Source organism: Streptomyces griseoruber (assembly GCF_001514205.1).
Lineage (GTDB): Bacteria > Actinomycetota > Actinomycetes > Streptomycetales > Streptomycetaceae > Streptomyces > Streptomyces griseoruber.
In genome coordinates this window covers 72,681-93,032 of sequence record NZ_KQ948781.1, presented here as the reverse complement: position 1 = coordinate 93,032, position 20,352 = coordinate 72,681, and the positions used below count along the sequence as shown (strand labels likewise).

General features: G+C 68.6%; 18 protein-coding genes and 6 pseudogenes. 10 read left to right on the top strand and 14 right to left on the bottom strand.

Annotated features, from left to right (window positions below):
- Positions 1-139: 139 nt before the first annotated feature.
- Both AQJ64_RS36930 and AQJ64_RS52500 read right to left on the bottom strand, forming a co-directional pair.
- Positions 140-289, bottom strand: a pseudogene (locus AQJ64_RS36930) (IS701 family transposase); the annotation flags it as partial.
- A gap of 50 nt (positions 290-339) precedes the next feature.
- Positions 340-1,343 (bottom strand): annotated as a pseudogene (locus AQJ64_RS52500) (IS630 family transposase).
- Between the two features lie 440 nt (positions 1,344-1,783).
- On the opposite strand from AQJ64_RS52500, the gene speB reads away from it, so the two are divergent.
- Both speB and AQJ64_RS36910 read left to right on the top strand, forming a co-directional pair.
- The gene (gene speB / locus AQJ64_RS36915; protein ID WP_055631942.1) at positions 1,784-2,737 is read left to right on the top strand and encodes an agmatinase; all 954 of its coding nucleotides are present in this window, start codon (positions 1,784-1,786) and stop codon (positions 2,735-2,737) included.
- A 101-nt stretch (positions 2,738-2,838) separates the two neighbouring features.
- Positions 2,839-3,765: a LysR family transcriptional regulator gene (locus tag AQJ64_RS36910; protein WP_055631943.1), complete on the top strand. Its 927-nt coding sequence runs from the start codon at positions 2,839-2,841 to the stop codon at positions 3,763-3,765.
- Between the two features lie 195 nt (positions 3,766-3,960).
- Here AQJ64_RS36910 and AQJ64_RS36905 read toward each other — a convergent pair.
- Positions 3,961-4,494: pseudogene (locus AQJ64_RS36905) on the bottom strand (transposase family protein); the annotation flags it as partial.
- Positions 4,495-4,623: 129 nt separating this feature from the next.
- Between AQJ64_RS36905 and AQJ64_RS36900 the strand changes: the two are divergent.
- Positions 4,624-5,379 (top strand): annotated as a pseudogene (locus AQJ64_RS36900) (IS5 family transposase); the annotation flags it as partial.
- A 502-nt stretch (positions 5,380-5,881) separates the two neighbouring features.
- On the opposite strand, the gene AQJ64_RS36895 reads toward AQJ64_RS36900, so the two are convergent.
- The 3 genes and pseudogenes from AQJ64_RS36895 to AQJ64_RS51335 all read right to left on the bottom strand — a co-directional run.
- Entirely contained in the window at positions 5,882-6,271 is a 390-nt protein-coding gene (locus tag AQJ64_RS36895) for a DoxX family protein (protein ID WP_276206615.1), read from the bottom strand.
- A gap of 38 nt (positions 6,272-6,309) precedes the next feature.
- Positions 6,310-6,642: a type 2 periplasmic-binding domain-containing protein gene (locus AQJ64_RS51340; protein WP_162252479.1), complete on the bottom strand. Its 333-nt coding sequence runs from the start codon at positions 6,640-6,642 to the stop codon at positions 6,310-6,312.
- Between the two features lie 54 nt (positions 6,643-6,696).
- Positions 6,697-7,489 (bottom strand): annotated as a pseudogene (locus tag AQJ64_RS51335) (transposase); the annotation flags it as partial.
- Between the two features lie 142 nt (positions 7,490-7,631).
- Here AQJ64_RS51335 and AQJ64_RS36885 point away from each other — a divergent pair.
- Positions 7,632-7,895, top strand: coding sequence for an integrase core domain-containing protein (locus AQJ64_RS36885; RefSeq protein ID WP_079062159.1), 264 nt, complete (start codon positions 7,632-7,634; stop codon positions 7,893-7,895).
- Here the strand turns inward: AQJ64_RS36885 and AQJ64_RS46925 are convergent.
- Positions 7,885-8,643, bottom strand: a complete 759-nt coding sequence (locus AQJ64_RS46925; RefSeq protein ID WP_240512470.1) for a transposase family protein — start codon at positions 8,641-8,643, stop codon at positions 7,885-7,887. The genes AQJ64_RS36885 and AQJ64_RS46925 overlap by 11 nt on opposite strands.
- A gap of 72 nt (positions 8,644-8,715) precedes the next feature.
- On the bottom strand, positions 8,716-9,171 hold the full coding sequence (locus AQJ64_RS36875; protein WP_157880833.1) for a hypothetical protein: 456 nt from the start codon (positions 9,169-9,171) through the stop codon (positions 8,716-8,718).
- 239 nt (positions 9,172-9,410) lie between these two features.
- Between AQJ64_RS36875 and AQJ64_RS50270 the strand changes: the two genes are divergently transcribed.
- On the top strand, positions 9,411-10,316 hold the full coding sequence (locus AQJ64_RS50270; RefSeq protein WP_206189617.1) for a hypothetical protein: 906 nt from the start codon (positions 9,411-9,413) through the stop codon (positions 10,314-10,316).
- Complete coding sequence (locus tag AQJ64_RS48585) at positions 10,313-10,756, top strand: transposase family protein (RefSeq protein WP_055631949.1); 444 nt, start codon at positions 10,313-10,315, stop codon at positions 10,754-10,756. The genes AQJ64_RS50270 and AQJ64_RS48585 overlap by 4 nt, the downstream gene beginning before the upstream one ends.
- A gap of 219 nt (positions 10,757-10,975) precedes the next feature.
- Here the strand turns inward: AQJ64_RS48585 and AQJ64_RS36860 are convergent.
- Both AQJ64_RS36860 and AQJ64_RS36855 read right to left on the bottom strand, forming a co-directional pair.
- Positions 10,976-12,097 (bottom strand): annotated as a pseudogene (locus AQJ64_RS36860) (IS630 family transposase).
- A 47-nt stretch (positions 12,098-12,144) separates the two neighbouring features.
- Positions 12,145-12,495: a hypothetical protein gene (locus AQJ64_RS36855; RefSeq protein ID WP_055631950.1), complete on the bottom strand. Its 351-nt coding sequence runs from the start codon at positions 12,493-12,495 to the stop codon at positions 12,145-12,147.
- Positions 12,496-12,637: 142 nt separating this feature from the next.
- Here AQJ64_RS36855 and AQJ64_RS36850 point away from each other — a divergent pair, with 142 nt between their 5' ends.
- Positions 12,638-13,621 carry a transposase gene (locus tag AQJ64_RS36850; protein WP_055631951.1) on the top strand — a complete coding sequence of 328 codons (984 nt, stop codon included), beginning with the start codon at positions 12,638-12,640 and terminating at the stop codon, positions 13,619-13,621.
- Between the two features lie 426 nt (positions 13,622-14,047).
- Here the strand turns inward: AQJ64_RS36850 and AQJ64_RS36845 are convergent, their stop codons facing one another.
- Entirely contained in the window at positions 14,048-15,340 is a 1,293-nt protein-coding gene (locus tag AQJ64_RS36845; RefSeq protein WP_055631966.1) for a helix-turn-helix domain-containing protein, read from the bottom strand.
- A gap of 189 nt (positions 15,341-15,529) precedes the next feature.
- On the opposite strand from AQJ64_RS36845, the gene AQJ64_RS36840 reads away from it, so the two are divergent.
- Both AQJ64_RS36840 and AQJ64_RS36835 read left to right on the top strand, forming a co-directional pair.
- The gene (locus AQJ64_RS36840) at positions 15,530-16,000 is read left to right on the top strand and encodes a glycine-rich domain-containing protein (RefSeq protein WP_055631952.1); all 471 of its coding nucleotides are present in this window, start codon (positions 15,530-15,532) and stop codon (positions 15,998-16,000) included.
- A gap of 110 nt (positions 16,001-16,110) precedes the next feature.
- The gene (locus AQJ64_RS36835) at positions 16,111-16,812 is read left to right on the top strand and encodes a class I SAM-dependent methyltransferase (RefSeq protein ID WP_055631953.1); all 702 of its coding nucleotides are present in this window, start codon (positions 16,111-16,113) and stop codon (positions 16,810-16,812) included.
- Positions 16,813-17,048: 236 nt separating this feature from the next.
- Here the strand turns inward: AQJ64_RS36835 and AQJ64_RS36830 are convergent, their stop codons facing one another.
- Positions 17,049-18,098 (bottom strand): AraC-like ligand-binding domain-containing protein, encoded by a 1,050-nt coding sequence (locus tag AQJ64_RS36830; protein ID WP_055631954.1) that lies wholly within the window; start codon positions 18,096-18,098, stop codon positions 17,049-17,051.
- Between the two features lie 8 nt (positions 18,099-18,106).
- Positions 18,107-18,298: a DUF397 domain-containing protein gene (locus AQJ64_RS36825; protein ID WP_055631955.1), complete on the bottom strand. Its 192-nt coding sequence runs from the start codon at positions 18,296-18,298 to the stop codon at positions 18,107-18,109.
- 172 nt (positions 18,299-18,470) lie between these two features.
- Here AQJ64_RS36825 and AQJ64_RS36820 point away from each other — a divergent pair, with 172 nt between their 5' ends.
- On the top strand, positions 18,471-19,565 hold the full coding sequence (locus tag AQJ64_RS36820) for a barstar family protein (RefSeq protein WP_055631956.1): 1,095 nt from the start codon (positions 18,471-18,473) through the stop codon (positions 19,563-19,565).
- A gap of 535 nt (positions 19,566-20,100) precedes the next feature.
- Here AQJ64_RS36820 and AQJ64_RS36815 read toward each other — a convergent pair.
- Entirely contained in the window at positions 20,101-20,349 is a 249-nt protein-coding gene (locus AQJ64_RS36815) for a hypothetical protein (protein ID WP_157880834.1), read from the bottom strand.
- Between the last annotated feature and the right edge of the window lie 3 nt (positions 20,350-20,352).

The following is a 20,352-nucleotide window of genomic DNA, read 5'->3' as shown; positions in this document are numbered from 1 at the left end:
ACCGATGCCCTGCTGGGGCCCGTCCATGACGGGCCCCAGCCCCGCTTCCCCCGAGCCTGGTGCTGGCGTCTGCGGCGCCATGCTGACCAGTGCAGGATGTGGCCGACCGGGGCGGGGTGGCGGTGGGTGGGTCGGGTGATCAGGCGTCGGATCTCGGCGAGGCTGAGGTGGATGAGCTGGGAGGATCCGTTTCTGCTTTGTCGGTGTCGAGTTCGCGGGCGTGCAGGACGGTGAGACAGGCGTGGGCGGCCATGGCCGGGGTCATGTGGCGGACCTGGTAGTCGTCCAGATCGTCCAGCGTGGTGTCGGCCGGGCAGTAGGCGAAGTCCGGCTGCGTGGTCACCAGGGTTCGATGATCAGGCCGGTCCCGGTGAGGCAGTCGTCGATCAGGCGGGGTCTAAACTGGATCTTCTTGAGCTTGCGTTTGACGATGCGGACGAGTCCACCGAGGTCGGTGGCGACGAAGTTGGCGATGGCGCGCTTGAGGAGCGACCACACGTCTTCGGCGGGGTTCAGTTTCGGTGCGTATGACGGCATCTGGAAGATCCGTAACCAGTCCTGGTGCTCCTCGGCGCATGCGGCGAGCTCCTTGGCCAGGTGGACGTTGAGATTGTCCCAGCACCACACGAGCGGGGCGTTCAGCTGCTGGTGGGCAGTGACGATCAGGTCCCGGTACTCGTGCCAGGCGAACGTCTTCGGCTCGCCCTTGCGGCCATGGTAGACGTGCAGCCGGTAGAAGAGGTGCGGGCGGCTGCCGGGCCGGAAGCAGACGGCGCCGGCGATGTTGACCCGGCCGTTTCCCCGGCCCTCACCCGCACCACCGGCCGCGCTCCTCGCGGTGCCCAAGTGCGGCCTTTCGGCGGTTTCAGCCCTTGGCCTGCCTCGTCCTCGAAGCAGATGTAGGCGCCCAGGTCCGCCGCGGTCATTTTAACCGCGGCCACACCTCGTCCTTCCACATCTTGATGGCCTCCTCGTCCCGCTCGATCGCCCGACGCACCGGGACCTGGCAGGACCAGCCGTGCCGTTTCAGCAGCTTGGCCACTCCCTGAACCGTGTAGACCTTGTGGAACAGCCTGCCGATCAGGGTCTTGATCCGGCCCAGCGTCCACCGCTGGTCATCACTGAAGCCATGAGCCAGCGGTCCCCGCTTCAGCTCCGCCTCCAGCCGCTCCCGCTCCCGCACCGACAGCCGCTCGCGGGACTCGGCCCCTTCGGCTTCAGCGCCGCCGCCCCGCCTTCGCACCAGGCCCTGCGCCACCGCCGGACCGTGCGCTCCGTGACCCGCAGATCTGCCGCGTGGCCTCATCACCGCGCTCGAACCGCTCGGCTGCCTCCAGCCTCAGCCGTTCCCGCTTCTCCTGCTCGCCGGGCGGCCCCTCTGCGCGTACCTCACGATCCCGTCGTACCGCAAGGATCACGAACCGTCACGACCCCGCAGGCTCTACGAGTTCAACCTGAGTACTTCGCGAAGTGGCGTGACGACGGCACCAACCAGACCTACGGCCAAGCCTCCCCCTCCCCGAGCATTAGAGCAGCTTAAGCTCGGCATCAGTCGGCCCTGCTTCTCCTGTCGCCGCAAATGAGCCACGCTGTTCACGCACGCGTACACAGCCCTCCCCTCTCTTGTCGCAGGACGGAATCCTGACCGGCCTCTGCCTGCCGACAGAACACCATTGGATATTCCTTACTGCTCCCATGGCCGGAGCCGGCCGCCTCCACGGGCACAGGACTGTACAGCGCTGAACCAGAAAATCCACCCAACTATGAAATGAGTACTGCGCGCATGGGAAATCCCACTCCGATCGGACAGCGCAACGAACCTGAGATGCCTCGCTACGGCGGGATTGCGACCTACGCACTGCTTCCGCGAATCGAAGAGGTCACGCACGCAGACGTCGCCGTCCTCGGAATTCCCTTCGACAGCGGGACGAGCTTCCGACCCGGCGCCCGATTCGGCCCTGCGTACATTCGTGAGAATTTACGACAGCTGCACCCGTACCACCAGTTCCTCAATGTCTTTCCGTTCGACTCACAACAGGTCGTCGATGCCGGCGACGTCGCGGTGGGTCCGTACGACATCGCGCGTGCAGTTGCGGCGATCGAGACCGCCGCGCGGCGTCTGGTGGAACAGGACACGCGCATTGTCGCCCTTGGCGGTGACCACACTGTCGCCTTGCCCCTCATGCGGGCGGCAGCCGCGGCACATGGGCCGCTGGCGGTCCTTCACTTCGACGCGCACCTGGACACCTGGGACACCTGCCACGGTGCAAGCGTGTGGCACGGGTCGCCCTTCAGGCGCGCGGCCGAGGAAGGGATCATCGACCTCAACCACTGCCAGCACGTCGGAACACGCGGCGGCATCTACGATCCGAGCGAACTGGCCGATGACCGGGAAGCCGGGTTCGAGATTATCGACAGCGAGGCATTCCAGGATGAGAAAGTCAGCGATATTGTCGCGCAGATCCGGCGGCGTCTGGGCACACGCCCTGTCTACATATCTGTCGACATCGATGTCCTCGACCCCGCGCATGCCCCGGCCACCGGAACTCCGGAGGTAGGGGGACTGGCAACCCGTGAATTCCTCCGAACGCTCCGCGGCCTGGCGGGTCTGAATATTGTCGGATGCGACGTCGTGGAGGTCGCCCCCGCCTACGATCACGGCGGCATAACCGGACTCGCCGCCGCACACGTCGCATGGGAACTCATTTCCCTCATTGCGCTCAGCAAAAACCGGTAAATCGGGAAGGCCGCGGATACGGCGCCGCGCCCCCGCAAGCGATGCCAGCCACCCGGCTTGTCCGCCAGACCGGACGGCCTTGACGGACATAGGTTTCTCTCATGCTCAACACTCGTCGGCTCAGCCTGCTTCGGGACCTCGTACACACAGGCACCATCGCCGGAGCGGCTCAGCTGGCAGGCTGCACGCCTTCAGCCGCCTCCCAGCAGCTCACCGCCTTGGAAGAGGAAATGGGGATCGCACTGCTGGAGCGCTCCGCCCGCAGCGTACGTCTCACTGAGGCAGGGCGGGTTCTGGTGGAACACGCCCATCGCGTATTCGTCGAACTCGACGCTGCGGAGGCCGCCGTGCGCGCTGTGTCCGGACTGCGCGGAGGCAGAGTCCGAGTCGCAGCATTCAACAGCGTCGCCACCGGTCTCATCGTGCCTTCGCTGATGGCCTTCCGCCAGCGATACAAGGACGTGAGCATGACCTTCACCGAGGCGGAACCGGAGACATCCATGCCAGCGGTCGCGAACGGAGACCTGGATCTGGCAGTCACTCACGAATACGGACGCCTGCCAAAACCCGATCTCCACGGCCTGCGCCAGGTGCTCCTTCACCGAGACCGGCTGCTACTGGCCGTGCCCCCCCACCTTCAGCGAGCAGGCCAGACCGCCGCCAACCTTCGGGACTACGCCGACGCCACCTGGCTCTCCGCGCTGCCGAGCTCCGGCTTCCAGGCGGCGACAGAGCTCATCTGCCGAGCCGAGGGCTTCGAACCCAAGATCGCCTTCCGTTCCGACCAGTATCATCTCCTGATGCTGCTGGTGGCTGCGGACTTTGGTGTAGCTCTCATCCCCGCTCTCGCGGCAGCACCTCGCCAAGGCGTGACCTACCTCGAAGTAGCCCAACCCACCGGCCTCACACACGACATCCACATCACGACCCGCGAGGCCGACACCTCACCCGCAGTCGAAGCCCTCTCTTCTATGCTTGTGCAACGCGGCATCGGAGGCAGAGCGGCCGGTAAGTGGCCGTTGGTGTAAGTGGGCGGTTCGTTAGTTTTTACGTGGATCTGGTGTCGCCTGATGGTGTGGTGGCGGGGTGGAATCTGCTGGTTCGCGGTTGTTGATCTGGTGATGTGTTCGGGTGAGTGAGCCTCTTTCATCCTGAATAGTCGCAGGTCATGAGTGTGTGGATGGCTTGGACGGTGCGGCTGATGCGGCGGGTGGAGGAGCGTGCTCTGCGCAGCCGTGGGCGCGGGCCGAGGTCAGGTCGTGCGTGCGGCCGGGTGTCGCGCGGGAGAACCACAGCGGTGTGCCGTCAGGGCGGGCGATGACCTGCACGTTCATGCCGTGCTTCTTGTGTTTCTGCGAGTGGTACGGCTGATCGGCGCGGACGCGGTCGGTGGGGATCAGCGTGCCGTCGACGATGACGTGGTCGCCCTCACCGAGGCCGGTGAGGGCTTCATGGAGGCCTGGGGCCCAGGAAGCCAGCACCTCCAGGGCCTCGTCCACGTAGCGCCAGGCAGTGGCCTGCGATATCGCGAACCCGGCGCCGAGCTGGGCGAACGTCTCGTTCTTGCGCAGGTGGACCAGCGTGAGCAGTGCCTGGTCGAAGCAGCGGAGCTTCCGCCAGCGGGTGTTACGTGCGCGGCGGTGCTCGTACAGCAGCCAGGCGACGTGCTCAACGAGCTCATGCGGGACGTCGAGCGTGGCAGGATACGGAACCAACAGGGCCCCTTCGGTCGCCGGTGTGTTGAGTGGAATCACCACGCCAACGACGAGGGGCCCTGCCTCGTCACCACACCCACTGACCAGCCCATTTCACCCGCCAGCACAGGATGAAAGAGGCTCAGTGAACGCAAGCCGTATCCGAGTGGCTTATCGGACGAGCAATGGTCGTTGATCGAGCCGGTGATCACCGCGTGCCGGCACCGCTCGGTCAGCGGTCATCAGGGCGCGTACGCGATGCGGGAGATCGTGAACGCGATCCTCTACCAGGGGCGGACCGGCTGTCAGTGGGCCTATCTCCCGCACGACCTGTCGCCGAAGAGCGCGACGTACTACTATTTCGCCGCCTGGCGGGACGACGGAACCGACCAGGTCATCCGCGAACTCCTGCGCTGCCAGGTCCGTGAACGCGCCCGCCGATTAGAGGACCCGACCCTGGTGGTCCTGGCCACCCAGAGTGTCCATGTGGCCGCCGGGGTCCCCGCCGCCACCAGTGGCCACGATCCGGCCAAGCGGGTGCCCGGCCGCAAACGCGGACTGACCGTGGACGTCCTCGGCCTGGTCATTGCAGTCGTCGTCCTCGCCGCGAACACCCACGACAACGCCGCGGGCATCATCCTGCTGGACCAGGTCGCCGAGCACGCCCGCGGAACCGTCCGCAAAGCCCTGGTCGACCAGGGCTTCAAGAACCAGGTCGTCGAACACGGCGTCGGCCTGGGAATCGACGTCGAGATCGTCGCGCGCAACCCGCAGCAGGTGGGGTTCGTGCCGCAGCCGAAGCGGTGGAGGGTCGAGCAGACCTACGGGATCCTGATACTGCACCGGCGCCTGGTCCGTGACTACGAGCACCGCCCCTCCTCCTCCGCCTCCCGCGTCTACTGGGCGATGACCCACGTCATGACCCGCCGCCTCACCCAGGCGCGAACGCCCCCACCGGGCGCGCGGCGTAGGCGGCGGCAACGTGAACATCCGGCCCCTGCTCGATGCCCTGGACCTCCAGGAAGACGCCGCCCGGGCCTGGCCGACGACCTCCACACACAGATCGACGACCTGCAGACCCGGTTACGGGAGGCCGAGACGTACCTGGAGCACCTCACGATCACCCGCAAGACCGTCACCGGTCTCGCCGACCGGCTCCCAGCCGTCGCGCCGGACCTGCCCGAGCACCCGGACTACCCCCGCATCCTCGCCGCCTTCAACCACACGACCGGGCCCCTACGGGCCAAGGACGTCTGCGAAGCCCTCGGCCACGAACTGCTGCCGAAGAACGTCGAAGGCACCCGCGCCAAGCTGAAACGCCTGGTCAAACTCGGGATCCTCACCGAGGCCGACACCGGCAACTTCGCCAGGAAGCAATAGCCGACACAACCTCCACCAGCGTCCTTACTCCCACCTCAGCCAGAAGGACAGCACCTTACGAACCGCCCACTCAGAACGCGTACGGGCCGAAGCGGCCCCAGGCGACCAGGGCCAGTAGGGCTATGTAGACGACGTTCACGGCGGCGAGTTGTGTTTCGGACCGGCGCAGGTGGACGACCGAACCGCCGCCTGCGAGCGCGATGCCGCCGAGCGCCGCCCAGGGCACGAGCGCCGGGGCGATGTTCGTGACGCCCGGGAGGACCAGGCCGAGGCCGACGAGCGCGTCCAGGGCGCCGATTGCCTTCACGGACGGGTCGGAGAACTGCTCGACCCAGCCGAAGGTGGCCGCGAGTTCGGTCCTGTTCCGGAAGATCTTCATGGCGCCCACGGCAAGGAAGGCTACTGCGAGCAGGGACTGGACAGCCCACAACAAGATGTTCACTGAGCGCTCCGGGGACATGCGAGGGAGGTTGATATCCAAATTTGGACATCCGGAGGCTAGCACGATGTTGCAGATTTAAACCATGGCACCGCTCTCGACTGCTTGGCCTGCCCGGGCGGCGATGCGGCGCAGCCACATGTGGGCCGGTTGGCGTCCATGGAGGTGTGCCACCACAGGGACTCCATCAAGTGGCCGATCTCGAAAGCGGGTTGGACGACGGTGATGGGTTGTGCGGACGGGGCGGGGGCGGAGACCCGTTCGGGCATCAGGCCGATCCGGCCGGTCCCCGCGACCAGATGGGGAATGGCGAGGAAGTTCTCCGTGACGATCTCCGCATGGGGTTCGATGTCTTCGGCGTGCAGTTGGTTCGGGGGAGGGAAGACCGGCACGGGTGGCGGTAGGGCAACACCCAAGGTCGTTCGGCCAGTGCCTCGCGGCCGAGGATGGCCGGGGCTCGGTCGGCGGACACCACGCACATCCAATGGTCCTTGTACAGCGCCCGGCTTGTTACGGGCCCTCGCCCATGGGACACGCAAGGCGCGGCCGGTGCGAAGGCAGGCCACGAGCTCGCGTTTGAGGCCGGCGAGGCTCGACGTGAAGGGCCTGGTAGATCGCTTCGTGGCTGATGCGCATGGACTCGTCCTCAGGGAAGTCGATCTTCAGCCGGCTGAGATCTGCTCTGGGCTCCAGGCATTCGCTCACCGGCGATCATGACGATGCGGCTTGTTGCGCCCCTTCCAATCGGGCACCTGCGGGCCGGGAAGCGCCCTGCCATCCGGGCTCGGATCACGCCCAGCAAGCGGTCCTGGACGTACTCCCGCAGCCGCTCGTTCGCGGCCAGCTTCGCCTCCTTGGGGCGCCGTGCCACGAGGTCGGCCTTCCACTGCGCGACCGAGGCCCGGTCTCGAGTCTGCCGCCGCGTGTGGCCGCGTTGCGCCGCAGCTCCCGGGAGATCGTTGATGGCGACCGACCCAGCCGTCCGGCGATCTGCCGTACCCCGGCGCCCTGCACGCGCAGCAGAGCGATCTCCTCCCGTTCGGCGAACGAGAGGTAGCGGCCCGAGACGGTCGGGTTGATCTGCGGCATCCCGCCAGCGTGTCGGAACCACCGCGTTCCCATCGTCGGCGCAGCTCCGACAGCGACCGCCGCATCCTCACTGGTCAGGCCCTTGGCGATCTCGCCCCGGAACGGCCGCTCGACCTCGCGCCGAGTCGAGGGCCGCCCCGGCGACTTCATCGGTGACCGACCGGTCAACTCCGTCGTCCAACCCGCTGGTCGTCCCACAACACACCCTTCTGATCAGGAGTGTTGCTACGACTGGTTGAACCCGGTCAGTACACGTCTTTCGCATTCACCGCTGCACCTGATCTAGGCCGGCATCGACGCCTCGATCGGCACTGTCGGCGACGCCCCGGACAACGCGCTCATGGAATCCCAGAGCGGCCTCTACAAGACGGAGTTGATCAAGCCGCGCAGGCCCTGCCACGGCCTTGCCGACGTCGAACTCGCCACCGCGGAATGGGTCGGCTGGTTCAACAACCAGCGCCTCCACACCGCGATCGGAGACATCCCGCCCCACGAGCACGAGACCAACCACTACGCTCAACAGCAGCCCCAACCGGCAGCTGGAGTCAACAGATAGAGCCTCCACCGATCCCGGAGCGGTTCAGAGAAGTTTTCATCCTGACTTCGCTGGTCACGGGGCTGGTGTGCGCCTGCGGTGATGTACTCGCGCCGGTCAGGGGTGTGATCTTCTTCGGGAGATCGTCTGTCACCGGTGGATTTCGGTGTTCGCGAGGACGAGCGGGTTCCGCAGGAGGGTGGTGGCGTGCCGGGCATTCATGCGGATCTTGGTCAGGAAGCGCCAGGACTTCAGGTTCGCGAAGCCGTGCTCGACGGCAGCGCGTTCGCGGTTGAACAGGCGGTTCGCTTCCTTTCTCGTCGGTCAGCGCGAGAAACAGCAGGCCATGGGCTTTGTGCTTGCCGGAGAAGTTCTTCCGGCTGTCCGTCCCGGTGCGACGGCGCGTACGGACGAGGGTGCCGTCCAGCAGGACCACGACTCCGCCGCTGCGTGCGATCTTCTTCAGCGCCCGGTCCAGTCGCGGGGCTCGCACAGCCAGGAGTTCGATCGTCTCCTTCACCCAGCGACGCACGGTGGAGGCGGAGACGTGGTTGCCGCCGGCCATGTCGGCCAGGCGCTGGTCGTGGCGGAGTACGGCGAGCACGACAACCACTTGGGCGCCCGGGGTGAGCTTGCGCCACCGGGTGCCCAGCTGGTTGCGTCGGCGGCGTATCAGGCCGGCGACGAGATCGATGGTCTGCTTCGACAGCGGGAGACGGACCTGGTAGACAACATCCTGAGGGCCTTCGGCGGGCTGGTTTTTCGTCACAAATTCACCAACTCCCGCCGGAGGCCGTGTTGTTACGGCCGAAATCGGCCGGTCCGCCACTGCCCTGACCGGTCAGCGCGTCAGAGAGCGTCCCGCGCCGGTCCGTGAGATCCAGCCCCGGTCGGCGAGTTTGCGCAGCTGCCCGCGGACCGGCTCCACCTTCGCCGGTGTCGTCTCCCTGCCCAGCGCGACCGCGACGTCCCTGGCCATCACCGGACCGTCCGAACTGGCCACGCTCTCCATGATCCACCGGTACTCCGGGGTGAGGACCTCCACCCCCATGCCCTCGACACGGTCCGGCACCAGCCGCATCCCACCCGCGCCCGGACCAGCCACCACCGGCTCCGGCTCGATGATGCCGGACGGCTGCCGCCCGCCGTCGGTCGCCTCGGCCCACTGCCCGAAGACGACCTCGGCGGCCTCCAGCCGGGCCACCTCCACCCCGATCCCCGCCAATTCCTTGCGCAGCAGTTCAGCCCGCTTGGCCAGGTACATCCGCCGCTCGACCATCCACGTCAGCACGTCCACGATGCAGATCCCTCCCGCGCAGAAGCTGCGCGGCAAGCCGAGGCCCGCACCCGGGAAGCGCAGAAGACGCCCCTGACGGACGATCACGTGCTACCGATCTCCGCTCCGACCAGCACGAGCACCTCATCGAGACGACATGCCAGCCCCACTGACCAACAGGAATCAAGATGACGGGGCTTCAATGTCAGTTGGTGCCAAAGAGATCACAACGTCGTACGCACATCTGCGATGCTGGGCAGATGAGCAAGATGTGGCAAGGACACGTCATCGATGGCACGCGCTTCGTGGTCCCGGCGTCCGGTGTGACGCCGAGGCACGTGCTGTGCGCGGTCGGCGTGGGCCTGGATCCCGATGTCATCAGCCGGGTGGTCGAGGAGGCGGGCGCGGGGGACTTCACGCTCGACGAGTTCCAGCGGGAGCCTGACCCCCGGATGCGTGAGGCGTTCGACGTCGCGGTGGCTTCCCGCCGGGCCACCGGCGTCGACGAGTTCGGCGACGACGACTGGGCCGCGGTGGACGCACACGACTCGGTCGCCTATGTCCTGTCACCGCCGGTCTCCCAGGCCACCGGCCTCGACGTGTCCCGCCGGGCGCTGGCCGTCACCGCGGCCCTGCTGGCCAACGGAGCCACCGCGGTGAAGAACGAGTCCAGCGGGGTGGCCTGCGGTCGGGAGCGGTGGCTGGCCCTGGCGAGCGAGGCGGCGGCCGCCGAGACCGCGGACGACCTGGTCGGCGCCCTCGTCCGGGCGTGGGTCGTGCCGGTGATCCACGACGGGGAGGTCTACTACAGCTGCGGCATGCACCTCCTGGGCGAGGCCGACGTGGAGCTGGCCCCCGGGAACACCGCGGTGCCCGAGCCGGAGCTGCTGCGGGAGTGGGTGACCACCATGGAGATCGCGTCGTACTACCTGCTGACCGAGCAGCCGGACCACGGCGTCCAGAACGGCGAAGGCTTCCGCATCGCGCAGGACGCCACGCGCTGGATCATGAACCGTGTGGAGTGCGAACGTTTCGAGGATGACGACTTCTTCCACAACCCGTACGGATACTGGCGCCTGACCCCGGCTGCCCGCGACCCACGGAGGGGGGCGAGGCTCAAGAGGCGCAACCCCCGCACGACCTTTGGAACGCGACGGAAGAGGTGAGGGCGGGGAAGGCGTGGAGATCTCCGGACCACGGGCCGAACGCCGCACCCTTCTCCGGCGTCTCAGTACCGGTCGCGGTCCCGCCCACCCGGGCGACCGCACCTGGTGCGAAGAACCGCAAGCACAAAGCCCATGGCCTGCTGTTTCTCGCGCTGACCGACGAGAAGGGCAACCTGATCTGGATCTCCGCGGCCAAGCCCGGCCGCTCCAGCGAGATCACCACGGCCCGCCACAACAAGATCACCAGCCATTTGCGTGAGGCCGGGCTCGGAGCCCTGGCCGACCTCGGCTTCGTCGGCCCGGACGACGATCCCGATGACTCGGTGGTCATCACCGGCCGCAAGGCCACCCGCAACCACCGCCTCACCGACGCGGAGAAGGAAGCGAACCGCCTGCTCAACCGCGAACGCGCTGCCGTCGAGCACGGCTTCGCGAACTGAAGTCCTGGCGCTTCCTGACCAAGATCCGCATGAATGCCCGGCACGCCACCACCCTCCTGCGGAACCCGCTCGTCCTCGCGAACACCGAAATCCACCGGTGACAGACGATCTCCCGAAGAAGATCACACCCCTGACCGGCGCGAGTACATCACCGCAGGCGCACACCAGCCCCGTGACCAGCGAAGTCAGTGCCGTGACCGCATTGGTTCGCCGGGTCGGTCAAGCCGCGATCTTGAAAGGGCGTCCGCCCCAGCGGATGCCCTTCTCGCTGCGGATGCGGGCGCGTTCGCGGCGCTGGGCGGCCAGGACGTCGGGGTGACTGGCATGCTGGTTGCGTCAGCGCAGGTAGGCGTGTAGGGCCCGGGTCTGGACCATGTGGTTGCGGTGGTTGGAGTTGGCGACGGTGAACTGCCGCAGCGGCCCGAAGTGGGCCTCGATCGGATTGGCCCAGGACGCGTAGGTCGGGGTGAAGCACAGCTCGACCCGGTTCTTCCGCGCCCAGCGCCGGATCGTCTCGCCCTTGTGGGCGGACAGGTTGTCCAAGATGACGTAGATCGGGGCGCCGTCCGGCCGGGCCACGCGGATCGACCTCAACGCAGCCAGGGTGTTCGCGGCTCCCTTCTTGCGACGGTTGACGCCCCAGAGCCTGTCGTCGCCGATCGGGTAGCAGCCGTGGAAGTAGCGGACGCCGTGGGTGCGGTGGTAGGTCGCTGGGTGCCGCTCGGGCCGACCCTGCTCGGCCCAGCACGACCCGCCGGTGGGCCGGATGCCGAGCGGCCCGAACTCGTCGAACGCGAAGACGCGGTCCGGGAAACGCCCAAGCACGTGCTCGATACGGTCGAGCTTGGCGTCCCGCTCCGGGTCGGGTGACTCCTTCCACGTCCTGGTGCGCTGGAAGGTGATGCCGCGGCGGGCGAGCAGGCACCGTAACGCCTCGCGGCCGATCCGGATCACGTGGCCGTGTACTTTGCGCAGGTAGGCGGCGAGTTTGCGGATGGACCAGCGTGTGAAGGGCTGTCCGAGCTTGGTCGGGCGGGTGGTGGCCGTCTGGACGACGACGTCCTCGTCGTCAGGACTGAGCAGGCGGGGACGGCCTCCCGCCCACCGAGGGTCCAGACAGGCCAGGCCGATCTCGTTGAACCGGTGGATCACATCCCGGACGGTGTCCTCGTCGGCCTGCACCAGCTGGGCGATCACCGGGACCCGATTCCCGCCGGCCGAGGCCAGCAGCATCATCGCGCGCCGGAACCGCACCGAACTGGTACTGCCCCCGCCGCACGATCTGCTGCAGCTTCTGCCCTCCTGGTCGGTCGACCTGCGCACACGGACAGGCTCTGCCACCACACCTCCCACGGTCGGACAGGACGTCACCACACATCCAACCGCCGTTACCGCGAGCCGGGCGAACCTTCCTCATTGGAGGACCACTTCTCGCGCAGAGTCTCGATTTCGGTGGCCAGTACAGCCAGGTCGCGCACGTGGGTGTAGTACCTCGTCGCGTACTCGTCGTCGATCGCCGGGAGAACCCTTTCGAGGACCGCCGTCAGCCGGATCAAGCCTGTGCCGCGGTGTTCGTCGAGCGGGCCATTGAGAACGCCCTGGGCGTAGCCGTAGGTGTCTGCATCAAGCATCACCATGTCCTGGTCCTCGATGTCCAGGCCACGGAAGCCTGCCGGGAACGGCATGGCCCTGTGCTCGGCCATCATCTGCGAGAGCGCGTCGAGCTTCTCTTCGACCATGCACGAGATCCTGCCGGATCACACCCGGCGAACCAATGCGGTCACGGCACTAGCGAGGCTGTCACGCGGCTCTGTCCTGTGAAGGTCAAGAGCGATTCGTTGTTCGGTTCCGAGGATCAGGGAGGCGTCGGACTCTTGGCTGGTGGGGCGAAACTTCCTGGCGGGCGACCGTGAACGTGATCTTGAGATGTCGGGGTATGTGCGGGAGTGGCTGCCGCCCGAGCGCCTGTGCTGGAAGGTGCTCGACGTTGTCGAGCTACTTGACCTGTCGGCGTTCGAAAACAGTTACCGTGACGACGGACGGGGCGGGGCGGCCTCCCCTCCCGCGAGGCTGATTGCGTTGCTCCTGTACTGCTACGGCAAGGGAGTGCGTTCCTCCCGCAGCATCGAGCAGGCTTGCTGGGACGACGTGGGTTGCCGAACCATCACCGCGAACCGCCGAGTGGACCACTCCACCGTCGCACGGTGCGTACGACGTCACCGTGCCGCCTTGAACTCGCTGTTCGTGCAGGTGTTGTCGCTGTGCGGACGACGTGGCCTGGTCGATCTTTCGGCGGTGGCCGTGGACGGCTCACCGATGGAGGCGAACGCCTCACGCGACGCCAACCAGCGGCTCCAACGCTTGGAGGAGACAGTCTCCCAGTGCGAGAAAGAGATCCACGCGCTGATGGAGGATGCAGTGAACCACGCGCTGGGTGTCGAGGCCGATGGCTCGGCAGCGCAGGGCGATGGCGAGGACACGTGTGACAACTGGTCTCGCCTGTCCCGGCTGTGCGACCGGCTCACCCGGGCCCACTCGGCCAGAGACAGACTGCATGAACGGGCTATGCCTTCACCCACCGAGATCCGGATCAAGGTCGAAGCCGCCGAGCGGATGGTGGTCCGCGCGGAGAAGCGCCTGGCCGCCGAGACCGAGGCTCATGAGGAGAAGCTGAAGAAGTACGAGCTCCGCGTCCGAGAGGACCGGGCGGCGGGACGTCGCGGAGCGAACGGACGGCCGCCGGTCCCGATGGAGCGCAAGACCGTCCTCGTTCGCCAGCGAACGCGACTGGTGAAGATGCGGGCCCGGCTGGAGCGGGCCCGCACACCCCGACCGGCCCCCTCCCCGGAGTCCGTGCCTGCCTGAGCGATCCCGACTCCCGGCCAATTCCCGGCAAACGCGGCGGCTACCTGCAGGGATACAACATCCAGATCGTGTGCGCCCGCCGTCAATCCCTGCTGGCGACTTCACGATGCACACCGCTCATGCACGACTCTAACGGCGAACCGGGGAGCCCCGCCCGAGGGCGCGGGGCGGCGGCCGAGGCCACCGGCGGCGGACATCGGCCATCACGCTGTGCCTCCTCAAGGCGAGCGCGCTGCCCGGTGAGCTCCGCGGGTCACCGAGGCCGGCGGTCGGCTGTGACTCGGGCCGTTCCGCCGGCTGTGAGCCCGCGGCCGCACCTGCCCACACCGGGGGACACCGCGCCCCCGGCACGGCCGCAGGCAGAAGGCGCTCAAGCGCAGCGCCCCGGACCCCGTGAGGCTGCGCGCCCGTGCCGCCGCGCGGGCGTCAGATGGTCCGTGTCACTGCGGCGTGCAGTTCGCGTACGCCGCTGGTGCGCGGGTGTTGCTCGGCGAGCTCGGTGACGATGCGGCGGATCGCGGGCCGGTCGCGGACCTCGCCGGGGCTGGCCCGGTAGGCGTCCAGCAGTGCGCGGGCGGTCTGCTCGGGCCGCTGCCAGGCCCACCAGGCGCGCGCCATGTCGGTGCCCAGGCGGGCCTTGCGCTCAGCGGTCGGGAACTGCTCGGGCCGCAGGTTCTTCCCTGCGTCGAGCGCGGCGCCTGCGTCGCCGAGTGCCCAGTGCACGCCGACCGCGTACAGGTCGACGGCGGCCGGGCTGATGGCGAACAGCCGACCGGGCGGAGCGGCTTGGGGCAGGCGGCGGGCGGCGCGACGGGCCTCCTCGGCCATCGCCAAGGCCTCGGTGCGCTGCCCGGCCCGGGCGGCGGTGTAGGCCAGGGTGCACAACATCTGTGCGTAGGCGGCGGCCGTGGCGTCGGTGCGCAGCCCGCTCGCCTCCAGGTCGTCGGCCGCCGAGGACATCAGGCGCTGAGCGGCGCCGTGCTGGTCCTGGTGGCGCAGCACGATGGCCAGTTCCCGTGCCGCGGCCCCGGCTGCGAGCGGGGAGCCGGAGATCTCGGCCCAGGTGCGGGCGCGGTCCGCGGTGAGCCGGGCGCGGTCGTAGGAGCCGAGCTTGATGAGCACGGCGGAGGCGAGGCTGTACACGGCGGACAGCCGGGCCTGGTCGAGGCTGCGGCGGGAGGTGGCGCCGTGATGCGCGTCGGCGATGAGGCCAGGCAGTGCGGCCAGGAGCCGTGTGTGCGCGCCCCGGTCGTACAGTGCGCGGGCGCCCGCCAGACGGCCGTCCAGCGGCCCGGCACCGGGCGGGGCGGGGGCGTCGGCCAAAGCATCGTCCAGGCCCATCAGCAGGGCGGCGGGGCCTGCGGCCGCCGTGGCGGCGAGCAGCGTACGGCGGCGCATGGGGTCCTCCTCGGCGTCACGCTGACTGGCCGTCACTCTAGTGGCCGCCGTTGCCGTAGCGGGCGGTGGCGCGAGGGATGTCATGAGGACGTGTCCGGGAACGCCGACTTCCCGAGCGGCACGGTGTACCAACCCCAGGTCGGCGATCCGGGTGCGGCGCTCCAGACGGGAGACGGTCGCGGGCGAGCAGCCGATCCGGCCCGCGAGCACAGCCAGCGTCCAGGAGTGGTGCTGGCGTCCGAGCCGAATGAGCGCGCCGGGGCGCCGCTGCGCGGCTAACTGCAGTGCTGTCGTGCTGTTCCAGAGCGGGTCAACGGGCACGTGTCCCTCCCACACCGCACAGACAGGGGGTCCTCCACGCTACGGGCGCTGACCCGGCGCGTCGAGGCCGCTTGCACGACATGCAAACGCCTTGCAGAGGGCGAGAGTTGATCACCGCGCAGCCGCTCGGCGCGGTGTGCTGGGCGTCACCGCCTCGCGCCGCGGGGCACCGTCCATCGGAGGCGCCCCATGGCGACCACCGCCGCTGTTGCATCTCCTCCAGCCGCCGACCCGACGACCGGCCCGGTCCGCTGCGCACGCGACGTCGTACCGGCCGACCTGTGGGACAAGCAGGTCGGGCTCCTCATGCGGGACTTTCCCTACGACTCGGTCATGGCCGCCCGGGTCCTCGGCCAGGGCTACGCCTACCTGCTGACCGCGATGAACCACCGGGGCGAGGGGCTGGGGCTGGCGCCCAGCAAACTCGTCGACATCGGCGTCCACACGGTCATCCTGGACACCGTCGCGTACGCCGAGCTGTGCGAGAAGTTCAACGACGGACAGTTCCTGCATCACGTGCCGAAGGTGGACATGAAGAACGACGGCTCCGTCGTGAAGACGGCTCACATCGTCGCCGCCGACGGCTGGGAGGTCGACCTGCCGCTGTGGACGGACGCCGCCGAGTGCGGGCCGTGCCACCCCGGCAACGACTCGCACTGACCGCCCCGCAGCTGCGAGCTCCTCGGGTCCCGGCCGCACGGCCGGGACCCGAGGGCACGCCTGGGTGAGATTTCGGCGAACCGGCCCGCGGTCCGGTCGCGGCCGCCAGGATGGGCCGGGTGACCACCAGCACCGCAGACCTCTGGCACCACTACGGCCGCGCCCGCGCCACCGGTGACCGCACCGTTCCCGGCACCTTCTACTGGAGTTGGGGCCAGGACACCGGGCCCGGCCCCGAGGTCCTCGGCGACCTAGCCGGCCGCTGTGTGGGCGACCTCGGCGCCGGAACGGCCCGGCACGCAGCACACCTGGCGGTCCATCACCCGCCCGCCCAGGTCATCGCCATCGACGCCTCGCCCGCCCAGCACGCCATGGCAACCGACCTCTACGCCCACCTCGCCCCTCGCCTGCGCATCGTGCAGTCCGACGTGGTGCCCCACCTGCAGGCGATGCCCGGTGCGTACGACGTGCTGTACAGCGTCTTCGGCGCCTTGGACTTCACCGCCCCGCGCGAGGTACTGCCAGCGGCGGCCGTTGCTCTCCAGCCAGGCGGGCGACTGGTGTTCGCAACCCTCGCCCACTACCTGAACGGGGCGCCCGCCCAGCCCGATGCCGTGGCCGCCGACATCCCGGCAAAGACGCCGGACGGCGAAGCCACCACGATGCGCCGCTGGGTCCTCCAAGAGCATGTGTGGGTCAAGCTGCTCGACGCGGCCGGATTCACCAACATCACCACCGACCTGCTGCCTGCCACCACCGGCGGGCCGCGCACCGCCGACACGCTGCTGGTGAGCGCGTACATCCCGTCCTAGGGCGTGTATCGAAAGTATTTCCGGATCGCACGGTGAAGATCCACTTTCGATACACGCCCTAGTACTGCAACGGTGTCCACCGTGACTGCTGGCCAGCCCGGTCGTTGGTGTGGTTATGGCTGGGGACCTTGCTGATGTGCGTGTGCGGGCGAGTGGGCTGGATGCGGTGCCCGGGCGGTTTATGTACACGATCAGCTGTTCGATCACCATGGGGGGAGAGACCCCAGGGGCTGTCGTTAGGAGCGAGTCCGCAGAGGGCTTGGTTCTGCGTCCACCGCACCCTGACGCGGCTGTTCCGGCTCGCCTGCCGACCGTACCTGCGCGCGGAACTCCGTCGGTGACACCCCGTACGCCCCGCGGAACGCGCGCGTGAAGTCGGAGGCGCGGACCAGGCCCCAGCGGGTGGCGATGGTGTGGACGGGGGTGGCGGCGAGGCCAGGGTCCGCCAGGTCGCGGCGGGCGCCGGCGAGACGCTGGCCCCGGATCGAGGCAGCGACCGTCTCACCGGGGGTGTCCTCCTGGAACAGCCGGTGCAGATAGCTCAGCGAGATGTGATGCGCCGCCGCTATCACCGGCGGCGTCAGCTCCGGGTCGTGCAGGTTCTGCCGGATGAACGCCCGTATCCGGGTCGTCAGCGCCCGCTCGCGGGTCTCCGGCGGCAGCGTCTCCTCCGCCTCCAGCACCTGCGCGAACCAGGCGGACAGCAGGTCGACCAGAACGGTGCCCAGGCGCGGCGCGTCGGACGGCTGGAGGGCGTCGGCCTGCTCCTCCAAACCGGTGAGGAACCCGGTCAGCAGCGCGCCCACCCCCTCCCTCGCCGCCAGCCGCCGCCCCAGCAAGTGCCGGATGCCAGCGGGCGGCAGAGGCAGCAGTGCCTTGGGGAAGTCCAGGCCCACCCCCCGGATCACCTGACGGCCCAGGCCGGCTGGCGCGTGCACTTCGTACGGCCGTGACGTGTCGCTCAACCACAGGTCGCTCGGGCCGTATGCCTCGGCCCTCCCTGCATGCTCGAACCCCAGCCCGCCGCCGAGGACCAGCGACAGGTGGTACATCTCCGGGTCGGACTGCCGCACCAGCTTCTCGGTACGCCGGAACCCGGTCACCAGATGCTCCGTCGGCCACACCAGCACCGGCCCCAGCTCCATTAGCCGCTGCCGTGCCCAGAAGTCGTCGGCGAACTCGCAGCTCATGTGACTGGGCGCGATCGCCCGGTGCATCAATTCGCCCCAGTAGTCGAACCGGTGCTCCCGGGGCACGTCGTCGCTTTGGAACACGGTTCCGATCATCTTGGGGGTCAGCTTTGAGTGGCGGCGTACGGGACGAAGTCGGCCCAGGCCGTTGGGGAGAGGGTGAGGAGGGCGCCGTCGGTGTTCTTGGAGTCGCGGACGTGGATGGCGTGGGGGAGCGCGACGGCCACTTCGACGCGGTCGCCGGAGCCGCTGCTGCTGTGGCACGACTTGAACCGGGTCAGGTCGTTGGTGCTCATGAATCCCCTCGCATTCGGTGCAACAGGCCCAAAGAGTCCCCGATGGTGACAGCCCGTGAGCGGTATCCTGGCATATCGCTGGCTTGTGTACGGGTGGTCAATGACCGGCTGCCTTGAGGCATCGCGACCGACTACGCGGGAAATGCCTTCGCCGTGGAGAGCTGGTCCCGGCATGATTCCCACCGTGCATGAAGGCGAGGGCCATGGCGGGCGCGCGCGGTACACGCTGGCTGAGGAGGAGCACAGGCATGCCTGGGGCTTCTGCGCCGAGGTGGAAGGGCTGTTCGGGGAGCCCCAGCGGGGGACCTACGAGCTGTTCGGCTGGATTCCACAGGCAGAAGTGCGCGGTTGGGTCGGCGACCGAGTGTGGCTGGTGCCGGACGACGAGACGCTCGATCCCTGGCTGCTGGAGGACACGGAGAGCGTAGGCCAGCCCCTGGGGACAGACAGTCTCGTACTCACCGGCCTGGACGACTACGAAGGCCCACCCGAGGGACACAGGGGCCGAGTTCGCGTGCACGACGGGCACCGCTGGCTGGGCTCCTGTCGAGAATTCGCCCGCGTCCTGCCGCCCAAACAGTCGGCGCCCCCGCTCGTCCTGCGGGGGCTCGCCCAGGGTGATCAGCTGCGGGCGGCACTGATGAAGGGCACCCGGCGGGCGCTGGACCTGGAGCAGGCCGCTCTGGAGATACAGGACGACCAGGGCGAGCCGCTCACCGAACGCCTGCTCTGGGCCAGAGTCAGCGCCTGGCACCCATCCTTCTACGGGACGGATCGGATCGACCTGGAGCTCGACGGAGAGCTCTTCACGCCCGTTCCCGAATACGCCCGGCCCATCTGGGATCGGTGGTTCGCAGGGCCGCCGGACACCCAGGGTGCCTGGGCCGGCCTTGACACCCGGCGCCGCGGAGCCTGGCTCGACCTCGTCCGAGAGCGGGCCTGCCGACGCACCCACCGTGACCGGCCGGCCGGTCACGCCTACGAACTCGACGGCCGACACGTCACCGACGAACCGGGCCTCTACCTGGCGCTCGGCGAGGCGGTGAACGGTCCGGGCGGCTACTTCGGCGGCTGTCTGGCCGCCCTCGACGACTGCCTGCGTGGCACCTTCGGCTACACTGCCCCCGCAACCCTGCTCTGGCGCGAAGCCGCGACAGCACGCGAGCACCTGTCCCAGGCCCTGACACCGGACGGCCAGCCCTACGACCTGTTCGGCGTGGTCCTCGATGTCCTGGCCCAGGGCGGCATGCGCGTCACCCTGGCGTGAGCTGCTGTCCGCCCGCCGGGCATCGACTCTGTCCGACGGTTCTGACTTTTGCGCGCCGTGTCATTGGCCGCGATGGCCTACGGTCCGCGAGTGTTGCGGCTTGAAACCGCCTGGCCCTGCTCGAACACCGCGCGGCCGACGGCGAGAAGGTCTGCTGGACCTGCGCGCCCACCCCCACCCGCCGCTGTAGGGGGTGCGGACGGCAGCGTCGCGTCAACGCCGTCATCCCGCAGGGACCGGTCTGCGGCAGCTGTTACACAAGCCCACCCCGGACGTGCGGCATCTGCGGCATCGTCGGACCGATCTCGGTGAAGGCCGCTGGCGGCCGGCCGGACATCTGCCAGCACTGCTACCAGCATCCGCGCAAGGAATGCAGTGTGTGCGGCCGCATCCGCGCCGGAAACCACATCGACCGTGGCCGGGGCGCCTTCCACTGCGACACCTGCATTCCCCGGCCTCTCCGCGACTGCGGAATCTGCGGGCGGCAACGGCCGGTCAAAATCTTCTGGCCACTGGGGCCCGTGTGCTCCGCCTGCTACCGCCGACGGCGGGCTTCCCCTTCGCCCTGCGCCGGGTGCTCCGCCACCCGGATCCTGGTCGGGATCACAGACGACGGCGAGTCGGGGCTGTGCGCGACCTGGTGTGTGGTGTCGCCCGGGGCGGGTTGCCCGTTCCGGACGGCCCGGCGTTGAGCAGCGTTCTCGGCGTCCTCGCCGGCGGCGGTGAGGTGGCCGAGCACCGCGCCGCAGTCCGGGCGGTGGTCACCACCGCGAGGGAATGCCATCTG

Coding starts and splice junctions, on each gene's coding strand:
- AQJ64_RS36895 (WP_276206615.1), bottom strand. CDS start 6,271: ATGTCCCCGGAGCGCTCAGTGAACATCTTGTTGTGGGCTGTCCAGTCC.
- AQJ64_RS36835 (WP_055631953.1), top strand. CDS start 16,111: ATGGGCCGGGTGACCACCAGCACCGCAGACCTCTGGCACCACTACGGC.
- AQJ64_RS36855 (WP_055631950.1), bottom strand. CDS start 12,495: ATGGTCGAAGAGAAGCTCGACGCGCTCTCGCAGATGATGGCCGAGCAC.
- AQJ64_RS36910 (WP_055631943.1), top strand. CDS start 2,839: ATGCTCAACACTCGTCGGCTCAGCCTGCTTCGGGACCTCGTACACACA.
- AQJ64_RS36830 (WP_055631954.1), bottom strand. CDS start 18,098: ATGATCGGAACCGTGTTCCAAAGCGACGACGTGCCCCGGGAGCACCGG.
- AQJ64_RS36815 (WP_157880834.1), bottom strand. CDS start 20,349: ATGGCATTCCCTCGCGGTGGTGACCACCGCCCGGACTGCGGCGCGGTG.
- AQJ64_RS50270 (WP_206189617.1), top strand. CDS start 9,411: ATGAGCAAGATGTGGCAAGGACACGTCATCGATGGCACGCGCTTCGTG.
- speB (WP_055631942.1), top strand. CDS start 1,784: ATGGGAAATCCCACTCCGATCGGACAGCGCAACGAACCTGAGATGCCT.
- AQJ64_RS36840 (WP_055631952.1), top strand. CDS start 15,530: ATGGCGACCACCGCCGCTGTTGCATCTCCTCCAGCCGCCGACCCGACG.
- AQJ64_RS36820 (WP_055631956.1), top strand. CDS start 18,471: ATGATTCCCACCGTGCATGAAGGCGAGGGCCATGGCGGGCGCGCGCGG.
- AQJ64_RS36825 (WP_055631955.1), bottom strand. CDS start 18,298: ATGAGCACCAACGACCTGACCCGGTTCAAGTCGTGCCACAGCAGCAGC.